The organism is Natrialba taiwanensis DSM 12281 (genome assembly GCF_000337595.1).
Lineage (GTDB): Archaea > Halobacteriota > Halobacteria > Halobacteriales > Natrialbaceae > Natrialba > Natrialba taiwanensis.
In genome coordinates this window covers 243082-263841 of sequence record NZ_AOIL01000013.1, presented here as the reverse complement: position 1 = coordinate 263841, position 20760 = coordinate 243082, and the positions used below count along the sequence as shown (strand labels likewise).

The 20760-nt window shown below is 61.8% G+C and carries 17 protein-coding genes; 11 read left to right on the top strand and 6 right to left on the bottom strand.

The window, feature by feature from the left end; genetic code table 11:
• Window positions 1-61 precede the first annotated feature (61 nt).
• From aglJ to C484_RS04945, 6 genes are all read right to left on the bottom strand, one after another.
• On the bottom strand, window positions 62-1270 hold the full coding sequence (aglJ, locus tag C484_RS04970) for an S-layer glycoprotein N-glycosyltransferase AglJ (RefSeq protein ID WP_006824854.1): 1209 nt from the start codon (window positions 1268-1270) through the stop codon (window positions 62-64).
• 116 nt (window positions 1271-1386) lie between these two features.
• Window positions 1387-2721 carry a UDP-glucose 6-dehydrogenase AglM gene (gene aglM, locus C484_RS04965; protein WP_006824853.1) on the bottom strand — a complete coding sequence of 445 codons (1335 nt, stop codon included), beginning with the start codon at window positions 2719-2721 and terminating at the stop codon, window positions 1387-1389.
• Between the two features lie 105 nt (window positions 2722-2826).
• On the bottom strand, window positions 2827-4206 hold the full coding sequence (locus C484_RS04960; RefSeq protein WP_006824852.1) for a Cdc6/Cdc18 family protein: 1380 nt from the start codon (window positions 4204-4206) through the stop codon (window positions 2827-2829).
• 1021 nt (window positions 4207-5227) lie between these two features.
• Entirely contained in the window at window positions 5228-6211 is a 984-nt protein-coding gene (locus tag C484_RS04955) for a GDP-mannose 4,6-dehydratase (RefSeq protein ID WP_006824851.1), read from the bottom strand.
• Window positions 6212-6376: 165 nt separating this feature from the next.
• A complete protein-coding gene (gene aglF / locus C484_RS04950) occupies window positions 6377-7114 on the bottom strand; it encodes a UTP--glucose-1-phosphate uridylyltransferase AglF (protein ID WP_006824850.1) in 738 nt (245 codons plus the stop codon).
• Between the two features lie 178 nt (window positions 7115-7292).
• Window positions 7293-7868 carry a hypothetical protein gene (locus tag C484_RS04945; protein WP_239640917.1) on the bottom strand — a complete coding sequence of 192 codons (576 nt, stop codon included), beginning with the start codon at window positions 7866-7868 and terminating at the stop codon, window positions 7293-7295.
• 400 nt (window positions 7869-8268) lie between these two features.
• Here C484_RS04945 and C484_RS04940 point away from each other — a divergent pair, with 400 nt between their 5' ends.
• The 11 genes from C484_RS04940 to C484_RS04885 all read left to right on the top strand — a co-directional run bounded on the left by C484_RS04940 (window position 8269) and on the right by C484_RS04885 (window position 20750).
• Complete coding sequence (locus C484_RS04940; RefSeq protein WP_006824848.1) at window positions 8269-8514, top strand: hypothetical protein; 246 nt, start codon at window positions 8269-8271, stop codon at window positions 8512-8514.
• A 68-nt stretch (window positions 8515-8582) separates the two neighbouring features.
• Entirely contained in the window at window positions 8583-10202 is a 1620-nt protein-coding gene (locus tag C484_RS04935) for an SLC13 family permease (protein ID WP_049915026.1), read from the top strand.
• Window positions 10203-10210: 8 nt separating this feature from the next.
• A complete protein-coding gene (locus C484_RS04930) occupies window positions 10211-10465 on the top strand; it encodes a hypothetical protein (RefSeq protein WP_152422654.1) in 255 nt (84 codons plus the stop codon).
• Window positions 10465-11688 carry an MFS transporter gene (locus C484_RS04925; protein WP_006824845.1) on the top strand — a complete coding sequence of 408 codons (1224 nt, stop codon included), beginning with the start codon at window positions 10465-10467 and terminating at the stop codon, window positions 11686-11688. Before C484_RS04930 ends, C484_RS04925 begins: the two co-directional genes overlap by 1 nt.
• Before the next feature lie 47 nt (window positions 11689-11735).
• Window positions 11736-12923 (top strand): sugar phosphate nucleotidyltransferase, encoded by a 1188-nt coding sequence (locus C484_RS04920; RefSeq protein ID WP_049915041.1) that lies wholly within the window; start codon window positions 11736-11738, stop codon window positions 12921-12923.
• Window position 12924: 1 nt separating this feature from the next.
• Window positions 12925-14733: a glutamine--fructose-6-phosphate transaminase (isomerizing) gene (glmS, locus tag C484_RS04915; RefSeq protein WP_006824843.1), complete on the top strand. Its 1809-nt coding sequence runs from the start codon at window positions 12925-12927 to the stop codon at window positions 14731-14733.
• 593 nt (window positions 14734-15326) lie between these two features.
• The gene (locus tag C484_RS04905; RefSeq protein WP_083867286.1) at window positions 15327-16733 is read left to right on the top strand and encodes an oligosaccharide flippase family protein; all 1407 of its coding nucleotides are present in this window, start codon (window positions 15327-15329) and stop codon (window positions 16731-16733) included.
• Between the two features lie 74 nt (window positions 16734-16807).
• Window positions 16808-17761: a hypothetical protein gene (locus C484_RS04900; RefSeq protein WP_239640916.1), complete on the top strand. Its 954-nt coding sequence runs from the start codon at window positions 16808-16810 to the stop codon at window positions 17759-17761.
• 91 nt (window positions 17762-17852) lie between these two features.
• Window positions 17853-18827 carry a hypothetical protein gene (locus C484_RS04895; protein WP_006824839.1) on the top strand — a complete coding sequence of 325 codons (975 nt, stop codon included), beginning with the start codon at window positions 17853-17855 and terminating at the stop codon, window positions 18825-18827.
• Between the two features lie 101 nt (window positions 18828-18928).
• The gene (locus tag C484_RS04890; protein ID WP_006824838.1) at window positions 18929-19831 is read left to right on the top strand and encodes a glycosyltransferase; all 903 of its coding nucleotides are present in this window, start codon (window positions 18929-18931) and stop codon (window positions 19829-19831) included.
• A 1-nt stretch (window position 19832) separates the two neighbouring features.
• Window positions 19833-20750, top strand: a complete 918-nt coding sequence (locus C484_RS04885) for a glycosyltransferase (protein WP_006824837.1) — start codon at window positions 19833-19835, stop codon at window positions 20748-20750.
• The last annotated feature ends 10 nt before the right edge of the window (window positions 20751-20760 follow it).

Sequence of the window (20760 nt, the reverse complement as noted above, 5' to 3'; positions counted from 1 at the left end):
TCTCACTTTCTCACTCTCTCCGACGTTGCGGCAGAAACCAGACACCGAGCGGACGATCACCCTACTCGCCGCGACGGTCCGTTTCGGAGGTGACGGTGGGGTCAGTCGGATCGGTCGAGGTTCCCGGTTTGGGCTCGGATTCGGGCTCCGCTGCGGATCCGGTTTCGGTCGTGGTCTCCGAGTCGCTCTCGGTTCCGAACTCGTGGCTGTGTCCTGCCCTGTGGGAAGACTCTACTCCCTGAACGTCCGCGTTTCGCGTAATTTGTTCGAGACGCCGGCGTTGCTCGCGATGAAGCGTCACGAGCATGTCCGAGAGGACGCCGAACATGAGCAATTGAACGCCGAGTAGGATCGCCGCCGCGGAGACGAGCGCGAGGATTTCGTGGCCGACTCCGTACTGGAACCACCGCCAGAGGACGTACGACGCGACCGCGCCGCCGGCAGCGATGCCGGCAGTTCCGAGGCTGCCGAAGTAAAACAGCGGGTTGTTAGTCTTGGCGAGTGAGTACAACGCCAGGATGATCGTCCCGCCGTCCGCGATCGGGTGCAGGTTCGTTTCGGATTCGGCCGGCCGGGCGCTGTAACTCACCGGGACGACCGCCGTGTCGACGCCGTGTTTCACGCACTCGACAGCGAGTTCAGTTTCGATGGTAAAGCCGTCCGAATCGAGCGAGAGGCGTTCGAACGAGTCGGTCGTAAACGCCCGGTAGCCCGAGAGGATATCGTCGTAGTCCGCGCCGTGGATGACGCGGAAGGAGCGGTTGATGAGTCGGTTGCCGACGCCGTTGAGCGCCCGCATCGCGTCGTCGTCCATGTCCGCAAACCGGTTGCCGATAACGTGGTCGTACCCTCGAGCGAGGGGTTCGAGCATGGTCTCGGCGTCCGCCGGGTCGTAGGTTCCGTCTCCGTCGAGCATCAGGACGTACGGTGCGTCGATGTGGGGGACAGCCTCGCGGACGGCCTGCCCCTTCCCCTCGCCGGATTGAACGAGCACTCGTGCGCCGTGGTCGCGGGCGACCGCTTTCGTGTCGTCGGTCGAGCCGCCGTCGACGACGAGGACGTTCGGATACCCGCGAGTACGGAAGTCGTCGATTACGTCCCCGATTGTCGCTCCTTCATTGAGCGTTGGAACGAGGATACAGACCTCGTGCGTCGAAATATCTCGCGTTTCGGCGTCGGTGGAGACAGTCGTGCTGGCGCGTTCGCCGTGGGTCTCCCCGTCGATGGTCTTGGGCTCGGCTGCGTGCACGCGAGAGTCGTTATCCGTCATCCGCCATCGATACCCACTCGTTGGCCGGTATGCAAAAGGATACTGATACGCACACCTCGCAGAGCGGACATCCCGCGGGGTGACCGTCGCCGTCCCGAACTCACTCCTGCGATGCCCTACCAGGTCAGCCCCTCGTAGACCGCGAGTTCACCCGGATCGACCTCGATCCGCCGGCCGTCGACGACGATTTTCCGGGCCATCCCGTCGAACTCGAGGTCGTCGAACGCGGGCCAGTCGGTGGCGACAACGGCTCCGTCGGCGTCCGCAAGCGCGTCCTGAGGCGAGTCGGCGAACTCGACGGCGGGATCGGTATCGAGTTCAGGATGGTGCGTACGGACGTTTTCGATCGCGACCGGATCGTACGCGACGACGGTTGCGCCGCGGTTTCGGAGCGTCTCGATCACGTCCAGTGCGCGGGATTTTCGGATGTCGTCGGTGCCGGGTTTGAACGAGAGGCCGAGGACGGCGACGCGGGCGTCCGCGAGCGAGACGTGGTCTTCGAGGAGGGAGACGAGTCGCTGCGGTTGCTCGTCGTTGATCGAGACGACGGCGTCGAGCAGGTGCGGATCGTACCCCTGCTCGCGAGCGCCGGCGCGAAGCGCGGCGATGTCCTTCGGGAAGCACGAGCCGCCCCAGCCGAGTCCGGAGCGCATGAACCGTTCCGAGATGCGGTCGTCGAGGCCGACGGCGGCCAGTACGTCGTAGGCGTCCGCCCCGTACTCCTTCGCGATGTTTCCGAGTTCGTTGACCAGCGAGACTTTCGACGCGAGGAAGGCGTTGTTGGCGTACTTGATGAGCTCGGCTTCGCGCACGTCGGTTTCGACGAGGTCGGTGTCCTCGCGTTCGAGGATCGGGGCGTAGAGTTCACGCAGCGCGGCGGCGGCGTCCTCGCTCGTTGCGCCGACGACGACCTTGTCCGGTTCGAGGAAGTCCCGAACGGCCGTTCCCATCCGCAAGAACTCGGGGTTCATCGCGAGGTCGATTCCGTCGCCGATCGCGGTACCGGATTCGCGTTCGAGAACGGGTCCGACGACGTCTTCGGTGGTGCCGGGGAGGACGGTGCTCTTGACGACGACGAGGTGGTCGCAGGCGTCGTCGCCGTCGACTTTGGTTTTGGTTTTCCCCTCGAGTGCGCGCCCGAGCGACTCCGCGCCGGCGCGCATCGGTGCGAGGTCGAGACTCCCGTCGTCGGCCTGCGGCGTCGGCAGGCAAAGGAAGGTCACGTCGGTTTCGCGAACCTCGGCGTAGTCCGTCGTCGCGCGCAGGTTCGTTCCGGCGTGGTCCGCGATGCGCTCTGCGAGCCCCGACTCGTGGATCGGGGCTTCGCCGGCGTTGATGGTCTCGACGATGTCCTCGTCGATTTCGACGTTGACGACCTCGTGACCGAGGTCCGCGAGGCAAGCGGCGACCGTCGTCCCGACGTACCCGCTGCCGACGATGGAGACGTGCATAGTCCTACGCTAGGCGATGACGGGCTGGCGTTAGTCGTTTTTGATCCGGGCGCGGTTCAGCCGGTCGGCGGGGAACGCCGGCCGAGTTCGTCGCGCAATCCGCAGTTAGCTCTCGATGATTTTGCCGATCCGCCGGCGCATCCGCGAATCGATGGGAATCCGCGCACAGCGCTCGTCGAGCCCGATCGTCTGCAAAATGAGAGCCGAGTCGTCGAGCAAGGAGAGTTGCAGATAAGTCCCCTCGCGATAACCGTCGCTCGTCCGCTTCATATCGATGATCTTCAGGGTCTCGTACTCCCGAAGCTGATCCGTGATCCGCTTCTTGCCGAGCACGTTCGTATCGATCGCCTCCGCGAACGCCCGGTAGACGCGGTACATCTCCGTTGCCTTGAACGCCGATCGCTCGCTGAACTCGTCCATCGTCGCGAGCGCCCCGATTGCGATCTTCGCCTGCGTTGGACAGCCGCGAATGAGGTCCTGAATCCGCGTCACCTCGGCGTCGTCGTTCGCCACCCGAACGTGCTCCTCGCGAACGCGCGCTGCGTCGTTGTCTCGGGCGACCTCGCCCGCGAGCCGAAAGAGGTCGATCGCCCGCCGCGCGTCGCCGTGTTCCTGTGCCGAAAACGCAGAACAGAGCGGAATCACGTCGTCGGTCAACACGTCCTCGCGGTACGCGTCCCGCCGCCTGGTCAAAATATCCCCGAGCTGGTTCGCATCGTAGGCCGGAAAGACGATTTCGTCCGGCGAAAACGAACTCTCGACGCGGGTGTCGAGGCGGTCGCCGTACTTGAGGTCGTTGCTGATCCCGATGACCGTGATGCTCGCGTCGACATCGTTCTCCTCGCCCGCCCGCGAGAGTTGCATGAGGAGTTTGCTGTCGTCGGCCTCTTCGGGCGGTACGTTCTGGACGTCGTCGGGCGGTGCGAGACGATCGATCTCGTCTAAAACGACGATTATCGCGTCGTACAGCGCGTCGATGACCTTCCATAGCCGGTCGTAGTACGCGCCCGTCGCGATCCCGGAGTGTGGAATCGTTACCCCGGTTTCGTCGGGCTCGTTGAGCCGCTTTGCGAGATGGATCACGGTCTGTACCTCCGACCGGCGCTGCGCGCAATCGATGACGGCACGGCCGATGCGCACGTCGTTTTCCTCGCCCCGTCCGACGACTTCACGGCTGACGTACCGGGTGACCAGCGTCTTCCCGGATCCGGACTTGCCGAGCAGGAGCGTTCCCTTTCCCGTCCCCCCGGAAATCGTCGGCTTGAGTCGGCGAGCAACGGTCTCGATCTGGTTGTTTCGACCGACGATCTTGTTCTGGTCGGGCACGTGATCGATACGAAGGAGATCCTCGTTCGCAAAAATCCGGTCCTCCTCGTCGAGGACCGACAGCGGATCGTCGCGAGATTCGGAGCGAGAGTGAGCCACGGCACCGTGCTCGGCGGCGAACTCGCCGAGCGTTTCACCCTCCTCCACGAACAGCGTCATACACCGCCTTTCAGATGATTTCCGTTTAGTTCTTTCTTCTCGCTTCCACTGTCTGGAGATCGGGCTGTTCTCCCTATCTCGGCGGCGCTTTCCGGATTCAGATACTCGCCCCCGTTTTGGCTTCCCGCGGGGTGTGATACACCACGTTTCAAATGAACTCCGTTTCGACGGTCGACTCGAGAACGCGATCTCGCCAGTCGTGCAGTACGGACCGACACCGGATTTCAAATGAAATCTCGGATGACAGTTGCCGTGACCCGTTTGACGACACACCCACACCGGATTTCAGATGAATTGAGCAGTCGAGACAGTCGGGACGGATTCGCTCGCAAGGTCGAGATTCGTTCGTTTGACTCTCGGTATCCCACCCTGTGCAGTGATATATACCCAGCTGCGCAGCGATAGCTTCGTCTTCATAGTGAAGTCGCACGACCGATTCCGTCTCCCGGCCGATCAAGCGCAACCCTCCCTCGAGCAACCGTATCCCGAGAGTTCACTGCAACGGTGCACGACAGCAGAGATCGATCCGTCCCGAACTGACTGATCGCATTGAACAGATTCCGGGAGTGAATCATCTGAAATTCGGTGTGCGGTCTCCACCGCACGAAAGCTTGAACTCGCGTGTGGTAGGTTTCGAAATGCGATCGGAAGTCTCGTGTGAATCTACCCATTATAATTCCACCGCTGGTACTGATCGTCGTTCACGGAGATCGCCTTTGTAAGCTACCTATCCGGTTTCTCTATCGTTCGTACTACTACTAGATTACCTCTATAGGAATAGTTATGTTATGCGGGATGGTGCTTTGCGGACTCGCCGCAAGAATACGGCTCTGCAGTCTCGCTACCGCTGTTTCTTGTCGGTATCGACGCTCATCGTCTCGGTCGGCTGAGCGCCCCACCCCGACCGTTGGTCACCGAATTCATTTGAAATCCGGTGTGGGGGAGCGAGAACTGGCCGCGGGAACGGATATTCGCGCTCAGGTCGCAGTTCTGGATGGGTAGGAACGGAATCGGGTCTGCGCTACGAGTTCAGGACGAGCGGTTCGTACCAGTCGCGGTTCGCCCGGTACCAGTCGACGAACTGCGAGACGCCTTCCCTGATATCGACTGTGGGCTCGTAATCGAGTAAGTCGGTCGCCTTCGAGACGTCCGCGTGGGTGTGGCGCGCGTCGGCTTCTTTGGCGTCGTCGTATTCGAGATCGACGGGTGCACTGGTCGTTTCGATGATGTGGGTCGCGAGCGCCTCGATCGTGATGGTCCCGGTCGAACCGATGTTTATGACCTCGCCGTCGGCAGCGCTCGTCTCGAGAAGAGAGCAGTTCGCGTCGACGATATCGTCGATGTAGGTGAAATCGCGGGTCTGTTTCCCGTCGCCGTAGATCACCGGTGGCTCGCCGTTGAGACAGCGAGAGGTGAAGTTCGTGATCGCCATGTTCGGTCGCATCCGCGGGCCGTACACGGTGAAGTAGCGGAGGCTTACAGTCGGAACGTCGTAGACCTCATTCCAGACGCGACAGTAGTGCTCGGCCGTGAGTTTGGTCACGCCGTAGGGACTCTGGGGCACGTTCTGGTGGTCCTCGTCGTACGGCAGGTACTCGACCTCGCCGTACACCGACGAGGACGAGGCATTGACGACCCGTTCGACGCCGTACTCGTCGGCTGCGAGCAACAGGTTGAGCAACCCCGTCGTGTTGATCTCGTGGGGTTTCTTCGGATTCTCGACGCTGGTCCGCACGCCGGCCTGGGCGGCCTGGTGGTAGATGAACTCGATGTCCCGGCTCGAGACGACATCTCGGACGAGTTCGTCGTTCGTGATCGAGCCCTCGATGAACTCGTAGCGGTCGCCGCCCGCGTCGCGGCACCGTTCGATGTTCCGTTCTTTGAGTCCGAGATCGTAATACGGATCGAGTACGTCGAGAACGGTGACAGTGTGGCCCGTTTCTAACAGTCGTTCGCTGATGTGAGAGCCGATAAAGCCTGCGCCGCCGGTGACGAGGACGTTCATATCGGCTATCACTACGTGATATCGTTAGTGCGTTTCGAACCGATCAGCTAGCTGCAAACCGGTCGATCGCGTGTGACGATTGTCGAGTGCGAGTTCCGGTATCGAATACACAGGACGCGCAAGCGCAGATTACGCTCATCCGACGAGCGCCCGCCCTAATTCCGACTACTCCGAGTCGGCGACAGACGGCGCTTCACCCTGTATCCGCTCCTCTGCGATTTCCCGGTCCTCGGGATAGCCGACGTCGATCCGCCAGCCGTCCATCCGGATCGCGTCGATCGTTCGTCCGGACTGGATCAGCAGATCGATGGCATCCGGGAGTTCGTACTCGCCGCGGTCGCTGGGTTGGACGAGATGGCAGGCGTGGAAGATCGCCGGTGTGAACGTATAGAAGCCGGTCATCACGAGGTTCGACGGCGGCTCGTCGGGTTTTTCGACGACTTCGACGATTTCGCCGTACTCGTTCGTATCGAGCACGCCGTAGCGCGAGGCCTCCTCGTAGGGCACCTCTTCGACGAGAAACGCCGCATCGGCTCGGTCTTCCTGCTGGCGGTTGACGACGTCGCCGAGGTTCCCGCGGAAGACGTTGTCGCCGAGCATCAACATGAACTCGTTCTCGACGTGCGGTTCCGCCTGGAGGATGGCGTGTGCGAGTCCAAGCTGCTCGCGCTGATGGGCGTACGTGATCGGCACGCCCTCGTACTCGTCGCCGTAGCGTTCGATGATCTGCTCTTTCTGGTAGCCGACGACGACGATGAACTCGGTCGCGCCGATGTCGAGGAGATTGTCGAAGACGTCCTCGATGAGCGGTGTCCCGTCGACTTCGACGAGGACTTTGGGTTTGTCCTCCGTCAACGGCCGAAGGCGGGTCCCCTTGCCCGCGGCCAGTACGACTGCTTGCATATGGGTAATGGTCCGAACCTAGTACTATATGTCTTCGGGATGCACTTTCGCCGCGAGCGCCGTCGAATTGAGGACATTCGAGGACCGAGCAGTCCGTTGTAGGCCCGTAGTGGCGTTCTTGTGGCCCCTTGCCCCTCCGCAGGGAAAGCTGCAAGCCGCGGATCTGGGCCGGAAACGGCTACTCACGCAGCTGGAATCGCTCTTTTCTGTACAGATCGTTCGGTTCGTCCGACGGCACGTACCCGATTCCGTAGTGGTTGTCGTCCGGGTACACGTGCAGCGACCGCGTCCGGACCGGACTGTAGACCGCGTGAACGTCCGAACCGGTCCGCGGGTCGACGATGCCCGCGTCGCCCGGGTTGCAAACGGTGCTCTCGATGACGGTCAGGTCGTACTCGTTACCGGCAACTTTCTCTGCATCCATGTCGGCGACGAAGAGTTGTCCATCGACGAGCACCTCGAAGCAAGGGCGGCCGTGGTGTTCGTGAGGCAAAAGCGCGTATTCCGGGGGCCACTCCATGAACCGAATGACCGGTCCGTCCGGTTCGCAGTGGACCAGCCGTCGGGTGTAGGAGTCCTCCGCATGCTCGGTCTCGACGCCGTCGAAGAATCCGTCGGTTTCAATCGCGTCTCGAAGAATAGCCGGCCCCTCTTCGATGAATGTGCCGTCACCCTGCGCGAGTAAATCTCTGAGGTTTTCGTATGCGGTGCGAACGAACTCGTTCGAAGCGGTTCCGGAGGGAGCCATCAGCATACTATATATGCGTTACCTTCATGATGTATTTTTCCCTTATCTATGACGAGTGAGAAACTGCCACGATTGATTTGAAGATACCAAACCAGGAGCAGTTAGTCGTCCCAGCGACCGCGGTCGCCCTCCCCCTCAGGGACCGCGGTTGCCCGTTGGTACGGCCCGACCGCAAATCGCTTCGACCTGTCTTCGAGAACCAGCGACGCATCGGAGCGTGATCGTCTGAGAAACCGCCCCGGCCAGCGCTTCGAACATCTCACGACCGGCTGGTGCCCAGATGGTAACTTCCTTGCCACCGACTTCGGTTCTCATTCGAAGATACTGGTCGTATTCAAATAGAAGACAGCGGTTGGTGGCAGAGTATTCCAACAGAGCCTTTTGGGTTTCTTGTATCCCACCACGTATGAACGGTTCCGACGGCCTGAACCCGGATCAAATATCTCCGCTCGCCTGGCGATTGCTTCGAGTAGCGGCCGGATACGAACAACGGGCGGTCGAACGGGAGGTCGACGGACTCATGCAAGCCCACATCTCGATGCTTGAGAGCGGAAATCGTTCACTCTCTCAATCGCGCCGACGGACGCTGTTCGAACTCTACAGCGCGGACCTTACCGACGAGCAGGTCCGGGTTATTGTCACTAATTTTTAATATTCCCTCACAGAATGTGGCGGGATAACAAGAACTAAGAACAATAATGTTAATCATCGTGTGTATCAATGATACACAGCCACATGAGTCGATCTCAACGCCGGATCGCGCAGTTCCTCGTCGCGATTCTCGGAACGGTACTGATCGCCGCTGCGCCATCCCCGGCAGGATTGTCGGCGACGGGCCAGTACGCGATCGCAACCATGTTCTTTGCGGGCTTTCTCTGGGTCACCGGCACGCTTCCGCTCGCCGTTACCGCACTGACGATCCCGGTTCTGCTAACCGGGACCGGCGTCTACGACGATATGGACGTCGCACTCTCAGGATTCGCCGACCACCTGATTTTCCTGTTCCTGGCGGGCTTCATGCTCGCGAACGCGATTCAGAAATACAACATCGATCGGCGAATCGCGCTCTACGCGATGGCCACGATGGGGAGTTCGCCGCGTCGACTCATCCTCGCCGTCATGCTCGTCACCGCCGGCCTGTCGATGTGGGTTTCGAATACCGCAACGACCGCGATGATGACCCCGATCGCGGTCGGCGTCCTCGCGCAGGTCCTCGATCGCGATGAACTCGCGTCAGCTCAGCAGGCGGCCGCGGACGACACCGCGGCCACAACGGCCTCGGACGGCGGTACAGCGGAGGCGGTCGACGAGTTCACGAACATCCAGATCGGGATGCTCCTGGGGACCGCGTACGCCGCGAGCATCGGCGGCGTCGGGACGATCATCGGGACGCCGCCGAACGCGATCCTCGTCGGGCAGCTAAACGCCGTCCTCGACTACGAAGTCGGATTCGCGGAGTGGCTCCTCATCGGGCTTCCGGTCGTCGTCGTTACGTTGCCGCTCGTGTGGGCTCTTCTCACGTACGTCCTCTATCCGCCCGAGATACCGGACGTGGCGGAGGCGCGAGTGGCCGCTCGGGAGCAACTCGAAGCGGAAGGAGCGCTCAGTCCGCGCGGGAAGCGGGTCGCAGCGATCTTCGCCGCGACGGCCGGGCTGTGGGTACTCGGCGGGCTCGGGGAGTTCTTCGAGCCGTATCTTTCGGCCGCCTGGCTGACGACGCTCTTCGGCGGGGACGGAATGACCGTCTTCGGCGTCGAAGGCCACCAGGGGTTGTTGTACTACGTGATGGTCGGCGTCGCCGCGGTTCCAGCACTCGTGCTGGCGGACACGATGGAGTGGGACGAACTGGTCGATATCGACTGGGGAACGCTGCTGTTGTTCGGCGGCGGTATTTCGCTGGCCAACGGCCTTGCTGACACGGGCGCGACCGGGTGGATTGCGGAGACGTTTTTCGGCGCGCTCGTCGGGGCACCGATCGTCCTCGTTATCGGCGCGGTCATCCTGCTCGTCGTCTTCCTGACCGAGATGACGTCGAACGCCGCGACGACGAGCATCATCGTTCCCATCCTGATCAGTCTCGGAAGCGTCTTTTCGGCGACGCTCGGCCTCACGGACTTCTCGACGGCGCTGTTTCTCGCGGTGGCCGGCACGATCGCCGCCAGTTTCGCGTTCGCGCTGCCGGTCGCGACGCCGCCGAACGCCATCGTGTTCGGGAGCGGGTACATCAAACAGCGCCACATGCTTCGGACGGGGCTCATCTTGAACGCCATCATGACGGCTGTCCTGACGGGGGTCATCTGGCTGCTGTTTACCTTCGTCTGGCCGCACGTGCTGTGGTGATGGATTCGATGATCCCGAGCCTGGCCCTGGCCTTCATCTTGGTCTTGGTCCCTGACACGAACCCCGATCGATCGGCCGTCTTCCGCCGGGTCACGCACGGCACCGATCTCCGCCGTCGTTCTCGTGATCGAAGCCGGACGACACGGTACTGGCACAGCGCCGAGATCGATCCCTCGCCGGCGGCCGAACGGCTCTCGTCGGCATGTGCGACACCACAATGGACGCACGGAACGGCGATGTATTCGACAGGACGGGGCGAATGATGACCGTTCCGACTGAACTCGGGCCGGACTTCGCCCGCGAGTTGCGCCCGCGCGATTGGAAAGGCTATACCGCTCTCATCCTCGCGTGGCAGGTCGCCGCAAGCGTCTGTTTCTACGCTATTTACGCGGTTACGCCGTTTATTCGAACGCAGTTCGGCCTTTCGACGACCGCCGTCGGATTCGTATTGACCGCACTGATGCTCGGATACACAGCGTGCGTCGTCCCTGTCGGGCGTCTTATCGACCGGTACGGAGAGGGTCGAGTGCTGGTCGTCGGCTTGATCGGCCTCGGGACGACGACCGTCCTCGTCATCGTCGTCCCCTCTTATCCCGTTCTGCTCGCCGTCGTGGCCGTTCTCGGAGCGTTCTACGCGACGGCCATTCCGGGGACGAACAAGGCGGTCTTCAACACGATTCCGGAGGAGCGGCTCAACGTTTCGATGGGAGTCAAGCAGATGGGGGTGACCGCCGGAAGCGGTCTCAGCTCGCTGTTGGTCCCCCTCAGTGCGAGTCGCGTCGGATGGGAGATTGCATTTCTGGGGGCAGGTGTCGTCGCGGCGGCGGTCACCGTCGGCTTTCGGGTTTGCTACGATACCACCGGATCGAACACTGACGGCTCGGGCACGCCCCTTCGGACGCACCTCGGCGACTCCGAGTACGTCGTGCTCGTCGCCGCGGGATTTTTCCTCGGCGCGGGGCTGTTCACCACGGTTGGCTACACGATCCTCTACGTGGCCGACGGGATCGGGGCGAGTTCAGTCTTCGCCGGCGTCACCCTCGCCGCCGCGCAGGCGACCGGTAGCGTCGGCCGTATCGGCTTCGGGTGGATCGCCGACAACGTCTTCGACACGGTGACGACCGCAACGCTGTCTCTGCTCGCGATACAGGCGGGCCTCTCGGCGATCCTCTTCGCGGCGATCCCGTTCGCCGAAACGCCGCTTGCTGCCCTGCTACTGTTCGCCCTTCTCGGCGCGTTTATACTCGGGTTCACCGGCATATACTACTCGTGTATCGGATCGATCGTTCCGAGAGACGGGATCGGAAGCGCCACGGCGGGCGGCCAACTCGCGCTCAATTCGGGCGCGCTCGTCGCCCCGCCGACGTTCGGGTATCTCGTCGACGCTCGCGGCTACGATACCGCGTGGACATTGCTCGCGTGCACCACGTCCGTCGCACTCGTCCTCTGCGCGCTCCTCCTCGCACGACGAATCGTTCACCGATGACGGTGAGCCATCAGCAGTTATTCAAGGATTCTCGCACGACGGAGTGCATGAGCAATGCCACGGTGCCGGCCGTCGTCCTCGCAGCCGGCGAGGGTCGTCGGCTCGATCCGCTGACGAACCGGCGACCGAAGCCCATGGTTCCGGTGGCGAACCGGCCGATACTGGCCTACGTCGTGTCGGCCCTCGCGGATGCGGGTATCGACCGAATCGTGCTGGTCGTCGGGTACCGCCAGGAACGGATCAGGAACTACTTCGGCGATGGCGACCGGTGGGGCGTCGACATCGAATACGTCGCCCAGGAAACCCAACTCGGCACCGCCCACGCCGTACTCCAGGCCGATGCGACGATCGACGGCCCATTCCTCGTTCTCAACGGCGACCGGATCGTCGACCCCTCGCTCGTCGCACACGTTCGAGACGAACTCGAACGCGAGGCCGACCGTCCAGTCCTCTCGGTAACGCAATCGGCACACGCGAGCGACTACGGCGTCGTTTCGCTGGAGGGCGACCGCGTGGTCGAAATCACCGAAAAGCCCGCTGCGCCAACCCGCTCCCAACTCATCAATGCCGGCGTCTACGGCTTTTCGAACGCAATTTTCGATGCCATTCGAGAGACGCCGACGGAGGAGGGTGAACTCGCAATCACGACGACCCTCGAGACGATCATCGCGAACCGGCCCGTGCGGGCGATCCGCGAACACGACACCTGGCTCGACGTGTCCTACCTCTGGGACCTCCTCGATGTCAACGCCGCCGTCCTCGGTGGCACCGAGTTCAGCGCCGCGGACTCGGCGACGAAAGCGGACGGAAGCGACGGCGAGATCGCGCCGGATACGGTCATCGGAGACGACGTGACGCTGGGGCCGAACGCGACGATCGAGGGGAGCACGGCGATCGGCGACAACGTGACGATCGAGTCGAACGCGGTCGTCTCGAACGCTGTCGTGTTCCCGGATGCGGTCATCGAGGCGGGATCGGTCGTTCGTGATGCGGTCATCGCGGGGAACGCACGCATCGGCGCGAACTCGACGATCGTCGGCGGGGACAGTACGATAGTCGTCGACGGCGAGGCACACGAAAACGTCGATTTCGGCGGCGTCGTCGGCGATAATGCGACCCTCGGGAGCGGTGTCACCGTGGACCCGGGAACGGTGCTCGGCGACGGCGCTACCGTGGACGCTGGGGCGCACGTTTCCGGGCGAATCGAACCCGACGCCGTCGTCAGGAGGGGATAACATGTGTGGAATCGTCGGGTACGTCGGCGACGATACAGCGGGGCAGATCGTCCACGGGGGGCTCGAGAATCTCGACTATCGCGGCTACGACTCCGCCGGCATGGCCCTTCTCGGGGACGACGGGTTGACCATCACCAAACGCGAGGGGGAGGTGAGCAACCTCAGCGTGCCGACCGTCACCGGTGCGACCTGCGGTATCGGCCACACCCGCTGGTCGACTCACGGGCCGCCAACCGATACGAACGCCCATCCACATACCGGAATGAGCGACGATATTGCCGTCGTTCACAATGGGATCATCGAGAACTACGAGGAGCTGCGGGCGACGCTCGTTGCGGACGGCCACGAGTTCACGAGCGAGACCGATACCGAAGTCGTCCCTCACCTGCTGGAGCGGGAACTGGACGACGGCCGTGATCTCCGCGCTGCACTCGAGTCCGCGGTCGCGAAACTGGAGGGAAGCTACGCGATCGCGACCGTGTGTGCCGACACGGATCGAATCGTCGCGACGCGTCACGAGAGCCCGCTGGTCGTCGGCCACGACGACGACGCGGCGTTTCTCGCCAGCGATGTGACGGCGTTCGTCGAGCACACTCGGGACGTGACCTATCTCGAGGACGGGGACATCGTGACGCTCGCGGACGGCGACGCGACCGTGTACCGGGACGGCGAAGTCGTCGACCGACCGATCGATACCGTCGAGTGGGACGCCACCGCCGCCGAAAAAGGCGGCTACGACCACTACATGTTAAAGGAGATTCACGAACAACCGACTGCCCTCCGACAGGCGCTTTCCGGCCGGATCGATCTCGACCGCGGGACGGCCGACCTCGATCTGACGTTTCCGGCCGGCTTCCTCGACTCGCTCGACGAAATCCAGTTCGTCGCCTGTGGCACGTCGTTCTACGCCGCCGAGTACGCCGCCCAACTCATCGAATCGTTCGCCGACGTTCGGGCGACGGCTGAACTCGCGAGCGAGTACACCGTCGACGGCGGCGGCGACCCCCGGCGAACGCTCACAGTCGCCGTCACCCAGAGCGGCGAGACGGCCGACACCCTCGGTGCACTCCGCCGGGCGAACGGTGGCGGAATCCGGACGCTCGCCGTCACGAATACGCTCGGGAGTACGGTCACGCGGGACGCCGACGACAGCCTCTTCATCCGGGCCGGCCCGGAGATCGGCGTCGCCGCGACGAAGACGTTCGCCTCGCAGGTAACGACGCTGGCCCTGCTCTCGGTTTTCGTCGCCCAGGAGCGAAACGCGCTGTCTGCCGCCGACGCTCGGGACGTACTGACGGATCTCCGCGGGCTCCCGGGCGCAGTTCAGCAGGTCTTAGACGACGCAGGCGACGTTCGGGAAGCCGCCACCGCGTTCGTCGACGCCAGCGCGTACTTCTTCGTCGGCCGCGCACACGGCTATCCCGTCGCGCTGGAAGGAGCCCTGAAACTGAAAGAAATCGCGTACGATCACGCCGAGGGATTCGCCGCCGGCGAGCTGAAACACGGTCCGCTCGCACTCGTCACTGAGGACACGCCCATCCTCGCCGTCTTGACCGAGGGAACGCGCCCCGAGGAGACGCTGAACAACGTGGCCGAAGCCCAGACCCGCGGCGCGCCCGCGATCGGGATCGTCGACGGCTCCGTCGAGACGAACTCGCTCGATACGGCGTTTTCCGTTCCCTCTCTCGGACCGGTAACGCCGCTCGTCGCAAACGTCTACTTCCAGTTGTTCGCGTACGCTATCGCGAAACAGCAGGGGCGGTCGATCGACAAACCCCGAAATCTCGCAAAGAGCGTGACCGTCGAATAGCCGGGCTGCTAGAGGCTGTCATAGAACAGTTCTCATACCCTCTCTCTGTGACTACCCGACAAACGGTAAGTACAGAACGTAAGCCTATCACGACTGTCTGTGCAGACGAACCGCACGTACGAGCAGACCAATAGCCACCGCGAACCAGATGATTGCCCAGACATCATTTGGGATTGGGTCCTTGATAGTGTCGGTCAGTATCGCTACAGCGTACACCATACTTAGCAGTGCAAAGCCGAGTTTCACACTCCACGGCAGTCGGGCATACAGGCTCCCAGAATTAGATTTATTAGCCGACATAAATTGTCGTAGATCGTTTCGGTATATATCACTTCGGACTAACCGACTGTTCTGGTAGGTTCGCAAGTGTAGTGAACGGATAGTTCGATCCAGATTAGGTGAAAAGAACGTCATGCGAATCGTTCTATGACACCCTCGGGCTGCTATTGTGTTGTATTCTGCCGCTGAGACGTTCCGGGCTGATATCGGGCACCGGTCTGTCTCGATAGAACACGTGATATTAATAGCGCGATAGCGAAAACTCGCCAGCAGAGGAGGTCTCGAGACTACCCATGAGATTCGGACAGACGTCGATGGTGAATTTCATCTCCCGGTTCGTCATGTCCGTTTCTGGGTTCGTTGCGACGGTCGTCCTGACGCGCACGCTCGGTCAGGAGCAATACGGGACGTACGTCGTTGCGCTCTCAATACTGGCATGGGTCGCCATGGCCGGAAAGCTCGGGCTTCCCAGGGCGATTCAAAAGCGAGTCAGCGAAAACACGACGGGGAACTTCGTCCTCTCCGGTGCGATCGTCCAGTTCGGACTCTACGTGATCATCGTCGTCGCGCTCTTGCTCTGTCGGCCGTATCTGAACGAGTTCATCGGCGTCGATGCGACGTGGTTCCTCGTCGCGATGCTCGGTTCGCAACTCGCGCTGTCGTTGGTGCAGAAGGTACTAGAGGGACAACATCTCGTTCACATTTCCAGCCTGCTGTCCCCCGTCGAGTGGACCTGTCGGAGTCTCGTTCAGGTGCTTCTGGTTCTCTCCGGATTCCAGATCGTCGGCGCGTTTGTCGGGTACGTCATCGGGGCGCTCGTTGCGGCGGCGCTCGGGACCTACTTTATGACGATTCCGCGAACGAGGCCGACGCGGCGGGAGTTCGCTCGGCTCAAGTCCTACGCGCAGTTCTCCTGGCTCAGTTCGATCAAGAATCGCACGTTTATGTCGATGGATACGATCATCCTCGCCGTTTTCGTTTCGAACAGTCTGATCGCCGTCTACGAAGTCGTGTGGAATCTTGCATCGCTGTTCGCCATCTTCGGGGTCTCGATCTCGCAGACGCTCTTTCCCGAGATCAGTAAGATCTCCTCCGAAGAGGGTTCTCGGGGGGAGATCGCCGGCCTCTTGCGCGTCAGCCTCGCGTATTCGGGATTGTTCATTATTCCCGGTCTCGTCGGAAGTGCTCTGGTCGGAGACGTTATTCTGACGATCTACGGTCCCGGCTTTGAAACGGGCTATTACATCCTGCTCGTTCTCACGTTCGCTCGACTGCTGTACGGCTACATGCGGCAGTTCCTGAACACGATCGATGCGATCGATCGTCCCGACCTCACGTTCGCCGTTAACGGCGTCTTCGTCGTCACGAACCTCGTCCTCAACGTCGTCCTCACCTGGCAGTTCGGCTGGTACGGTGCGGCAGCGGCGACGACGCTCTCTTCCGGACTGGGGCTGGTACTCGGGTACTACTACGCCACGCAGGTCGTCGACGTAACCGTCCCCGTTGCAGAAATCAGTAAACAGTGTTTCGCTGCCGTCGTGATGGCTGCAGTCGTCCTCCTGGGCCGGTTGGTGATCGGGAACTCGCTCCCGATCGTCATCGGTCTCGTCGGCGTCGGCGCAACGGTTTACTTCCTCGTTCTGCTCGGACTCTCCGAGGAGTTCAGGACCACTGTTCGGGATAACCTCCCGTTCGCGCTCCCGTCGCTCGTCTCGGAATAGATCGGTTGGTTCATCACTCGCGTCCACCGTACAGTCCCTCAATGCGAACGAACCTCCGTGCGTGGGCGCGAGAGATGGCATCCCATTTCCGCGAGAGCCCGACCCGCGCCCCGCTTTATGTCCTCTATTCGTGGTACCTTCTGCTCTGGTTCGGTATTACGTCCCGACGACAGGTTGGAACGAACGTCTACGATCGCGAGTGGGACGTCCTCGTCGTCCTCGACGCCTGTCGGACCGATACGCTCCGCGAAGTCGCAGACGAGTACGAGTTCATCACTGCTGTCGACGAACAGTGGTCGGTCGGGAGCCACTCCGCCGAGTGGCTTGCACAGACGTTCTCGACCGACTACCGGTCGGAGATCGAACGCACGCGGTATATTACGTCGAATCCACACGCCCGCCGGGTACTCGAACAACGCATGGAACCGCCGGTAAACAACACCACCCCAGTCGATTTCACCCGGTGGGATATCGCCGATCCCGACTCGTTCGAAGCGCTTGAGATGGTCTGGGAGGACCATCTTGATGACACGTACCGGGTGACCCTTCCCGAGACGATGACCGATCATGCGATCCACGCCAGCCGAACCCACGATCCGGACCGACTCATCGTTCACTACATGCAGCCACACCTCCCGTACCTCGGCCCCGCGCTTGCGGAGGGACGAGAGCCGACTGAACTCGAACGGCAGGGATACGAAAAACTACAGTCCGGGGAGGCGGACCGAAAAGCGGTCTATACTGCGTACAAGGAGACGCTGCGGCTCGTCTTGGACGAAGTCGAGGAGTTGATCGCCAACATCGACGCCGATCGGGTCGCGATCACTGCGGACCACGGCGAAGAGTTCGGCGAAGTGAGCGCGTACGGACATCCGGAGGGGTTCCCGCACCCGATCGTAAGGAAGGTCCCGTGGATAGAAACCACCGCACAGGATCGCGGGACGCGAGAGCCGCAGGTGGAGTCGGACACCGAACGCGGCGAGCGCGTCGATATCGAGGAGCACTTGAAGGACCTGGGATACCGGTAGTCGGCGGATATCGCCCGCACTGGCCCGCGTTCGGTCTCACTCTCCCGAACCGGCATTGTTTTGGTCGTCTGTAAGAACCCCTCAACGAGAGATGGACAGCTCGTTTACGACGTGGTTGCGCGATCATCGAACACAGATCCTGTCCGACCCGCTGCGCGGAAGTATGCACGCGGCCTTTACGTTCTATCTGGGGCTCTGGTATACGATTACGTCGCGGTGGCAACTCGGAACGCACGTGTACGACGAAGACTGGGATATGCTGGTTATCCTCGACGCCTGCCGCGTCGACGTACTCGAGGCCGTCGCCGAGGACTACGAGTTCATCGACACCGTCGATTCCCGCTGGTCCATCGGCAGTCACTCTCACGAGTGGTTGACGAAGACATTTGCCGCGGATCGCGCGGCTGAAATCGCCGAGACGGCGTACATCAGCGGGAACGGACACACCCACGAAACATTCGTCACCGCTGACTATCCGCCGGACGAAACCGTCCCGTTTTGCTGGCCGGACTGGAACACCGTCGATCGCGAGGACTTCGGTCATCTCGACTTGCTCTGGGAGTCCGCCCACCAGGATGAACTCGGCGTCCCACCGCGTGCCGTTACTGATCGAACTGTTGAACTCGCTCGGCAGGACGACTATGACCGGGTGATCGCTCACTACATGCAACCGCATATCCCCTATATCGCCGATGCGCTCGCGGAGGAGCGGACGCCGACCGATACCGAAGCAAACGGATGGAAGTCCCTCGAGTCGGACGAGGCCGACCACGACGAAGTCTGGGCGCAGTACGAGAAGAACCTTCGTCTCGTCCTCGACGAGGTCGAGGTGTTGCTCGAAAACGCCGATGCGGAGACGGTTATTATCACGGCTGACCACGGCAATGCGTTCGGCGAGTATTCCGTGTACGGTCATCCGGAGGGATTCTTGCTCCCCTGTGTCAAACAGGTTCCGTGGGTGTCGACGACGGCTACCGACGAAGAGACGTTCGTTCCGGACGGTGCGTATCGGAGTGAGGAGTCGACTGATATCGAAGATCACCTTCAGGATCTGGGCTATCTGTAACTGCGTTCTTCGCAGCTACGCGATTGGCAACGCCGTCTGTACGCGACCACCGGTTCAGAATTACTATTGTCCTCTGGTAGTAACCTAGGGCTATCTCAGCCATGCCTGCGCCACGCGTCTCTACTGTCGTTCCCGTCTACAATGATCCCGGAGGGGTCGAGACGACGCTCGATTCGCTTACCGAGCAGACGTACGAGAACTACGAGATCATCCCCGTAGACAATAATTCAACGGACAGGACACCGGACGTAATACGCCGATGGGAGTCAGCCTATCCGGACCGCGTGGTGCCCGCTGTGGAAACTGCCGTCCAGAGTTCCTATGCCGCCCGGAATACGGGTATTGATCGCGCATCCGGTGAGATTCTGCTCTTCATCGATGCGGATATCTGGGTCGAAGAGACCTGGATCAGCGAGATGGTCTCCGCACTGGAGTCCCGCGACTGTGACTATCTCGGGTGTAACGTCGAAATCGTCCCCAATTCGGACTCGGCATCGCTCTGGGAACGATACGAACGGGCGCTCTCGTTTCCCGTCGAGACGTATCTCGAGCGAAAGCACTTTGCGCCAACCTGTGCACTCGCCGTTCGTCGCGCGGTTTTCGACGAAATCGGTCCCTTCGACGACCAACTCGTCTCCGGCGGGGACAAAGAGTTCGGCCAGCGGGTCCACCAGGCTGGTTTCAAACAGGGGTACGCGGGTTCGATAACCGTCTCTCATCCGGCCCGCGACTCGTTTGCGGCGCTTCGGTCGAAGGCACGCCGAATCGGTCGTGGCCGAGCGCAACTGCGACACTATCATCCGGCGTTCAGCGACTACGTTCATCCCTTGCATCCGGTTCGATTCCTGCCGCCGAGTCCGCTGCGTCTCTACCGACGGTATTCGGGGACATCCGTGTCCGCCCCCGAAATGCTTAGCTACTACGTCCTCGAGTACGGACTCAAGCTGATTCAGACGACGAGTTCACTCCGTGAAACCGTCGCGCTCGCTCGGGGGCGTTCCTAGGATGGTTTCGATAATCGTCCCCGTCTACAACGATCCCGAGGGCGTTCGGGCGACGCTCGAATCGCTTCGCCCGCAGCTCGCGGCGACCGACGCGACGGCGGTCGTCGTCGACAACGGCTCGACGGATCGGACGCCGGCGACGATCGACTCCTATGCCGACGGGGAGTCGATCCGTCACAGGACCGAGGCGGAGATCCAGTCCTCCTACGCGGCCCGGAATACCGGCGTTCGTGCTACCGACAGCGACATCCTCGCTTTCGTCGACGCGGATATGACGGTCCCCGAAAACTGGCTCGAGTCGGCGCTTGCGGAGTTCAGATCTACCGGTGCGGACTACATGGGCTGTTCTGTCGACCTCACGCTACCCGAAAATCCGACGCTCGCGGCTCGATACGATCACCACACCGGCTTTCCTATCGGGCAGTACCTCGAACATCAGCAGTTCGTTCCGACGTGTTGCCTGTTCGTTCGGCGTGAGGTCTTCGAGGACGTGGGACTGTTCGATCATCGACTCGTCTCCGGCGGCGACAAGGAGTTCGGCAATCGCGTCCACGAGGCCGGCTACGAGATGCACGCCGCCGCGGACGTGACGATGTTCCATCCCACCCGGAACTCGCTTCGCGCGCTGATCTCGAAGGATCGTCGCGTCGGCCGCGGGCTGTGTCAACTACAGCGCTATTATCCGGCGCGGTACGGAACGCCCGGCGTGCCGCCGCGCCCGTCGGGGATCAAGTCGCCGGACCCGGCCTTGCCCCTGCGAGACCGGCTCGCGTTTAGTGCACTTTCACATACCCTCACCGGCGTCCGCGGACTCGGGTACTATCACGAATACCTGGCGTCACTCCGCGGCGGGGACGCGCGAGATAAAGGCGGTGCCGGCGACAGCGCCGGGCCGCCTGAACTCGAACCACGCCCGTAAGCGTACAAAA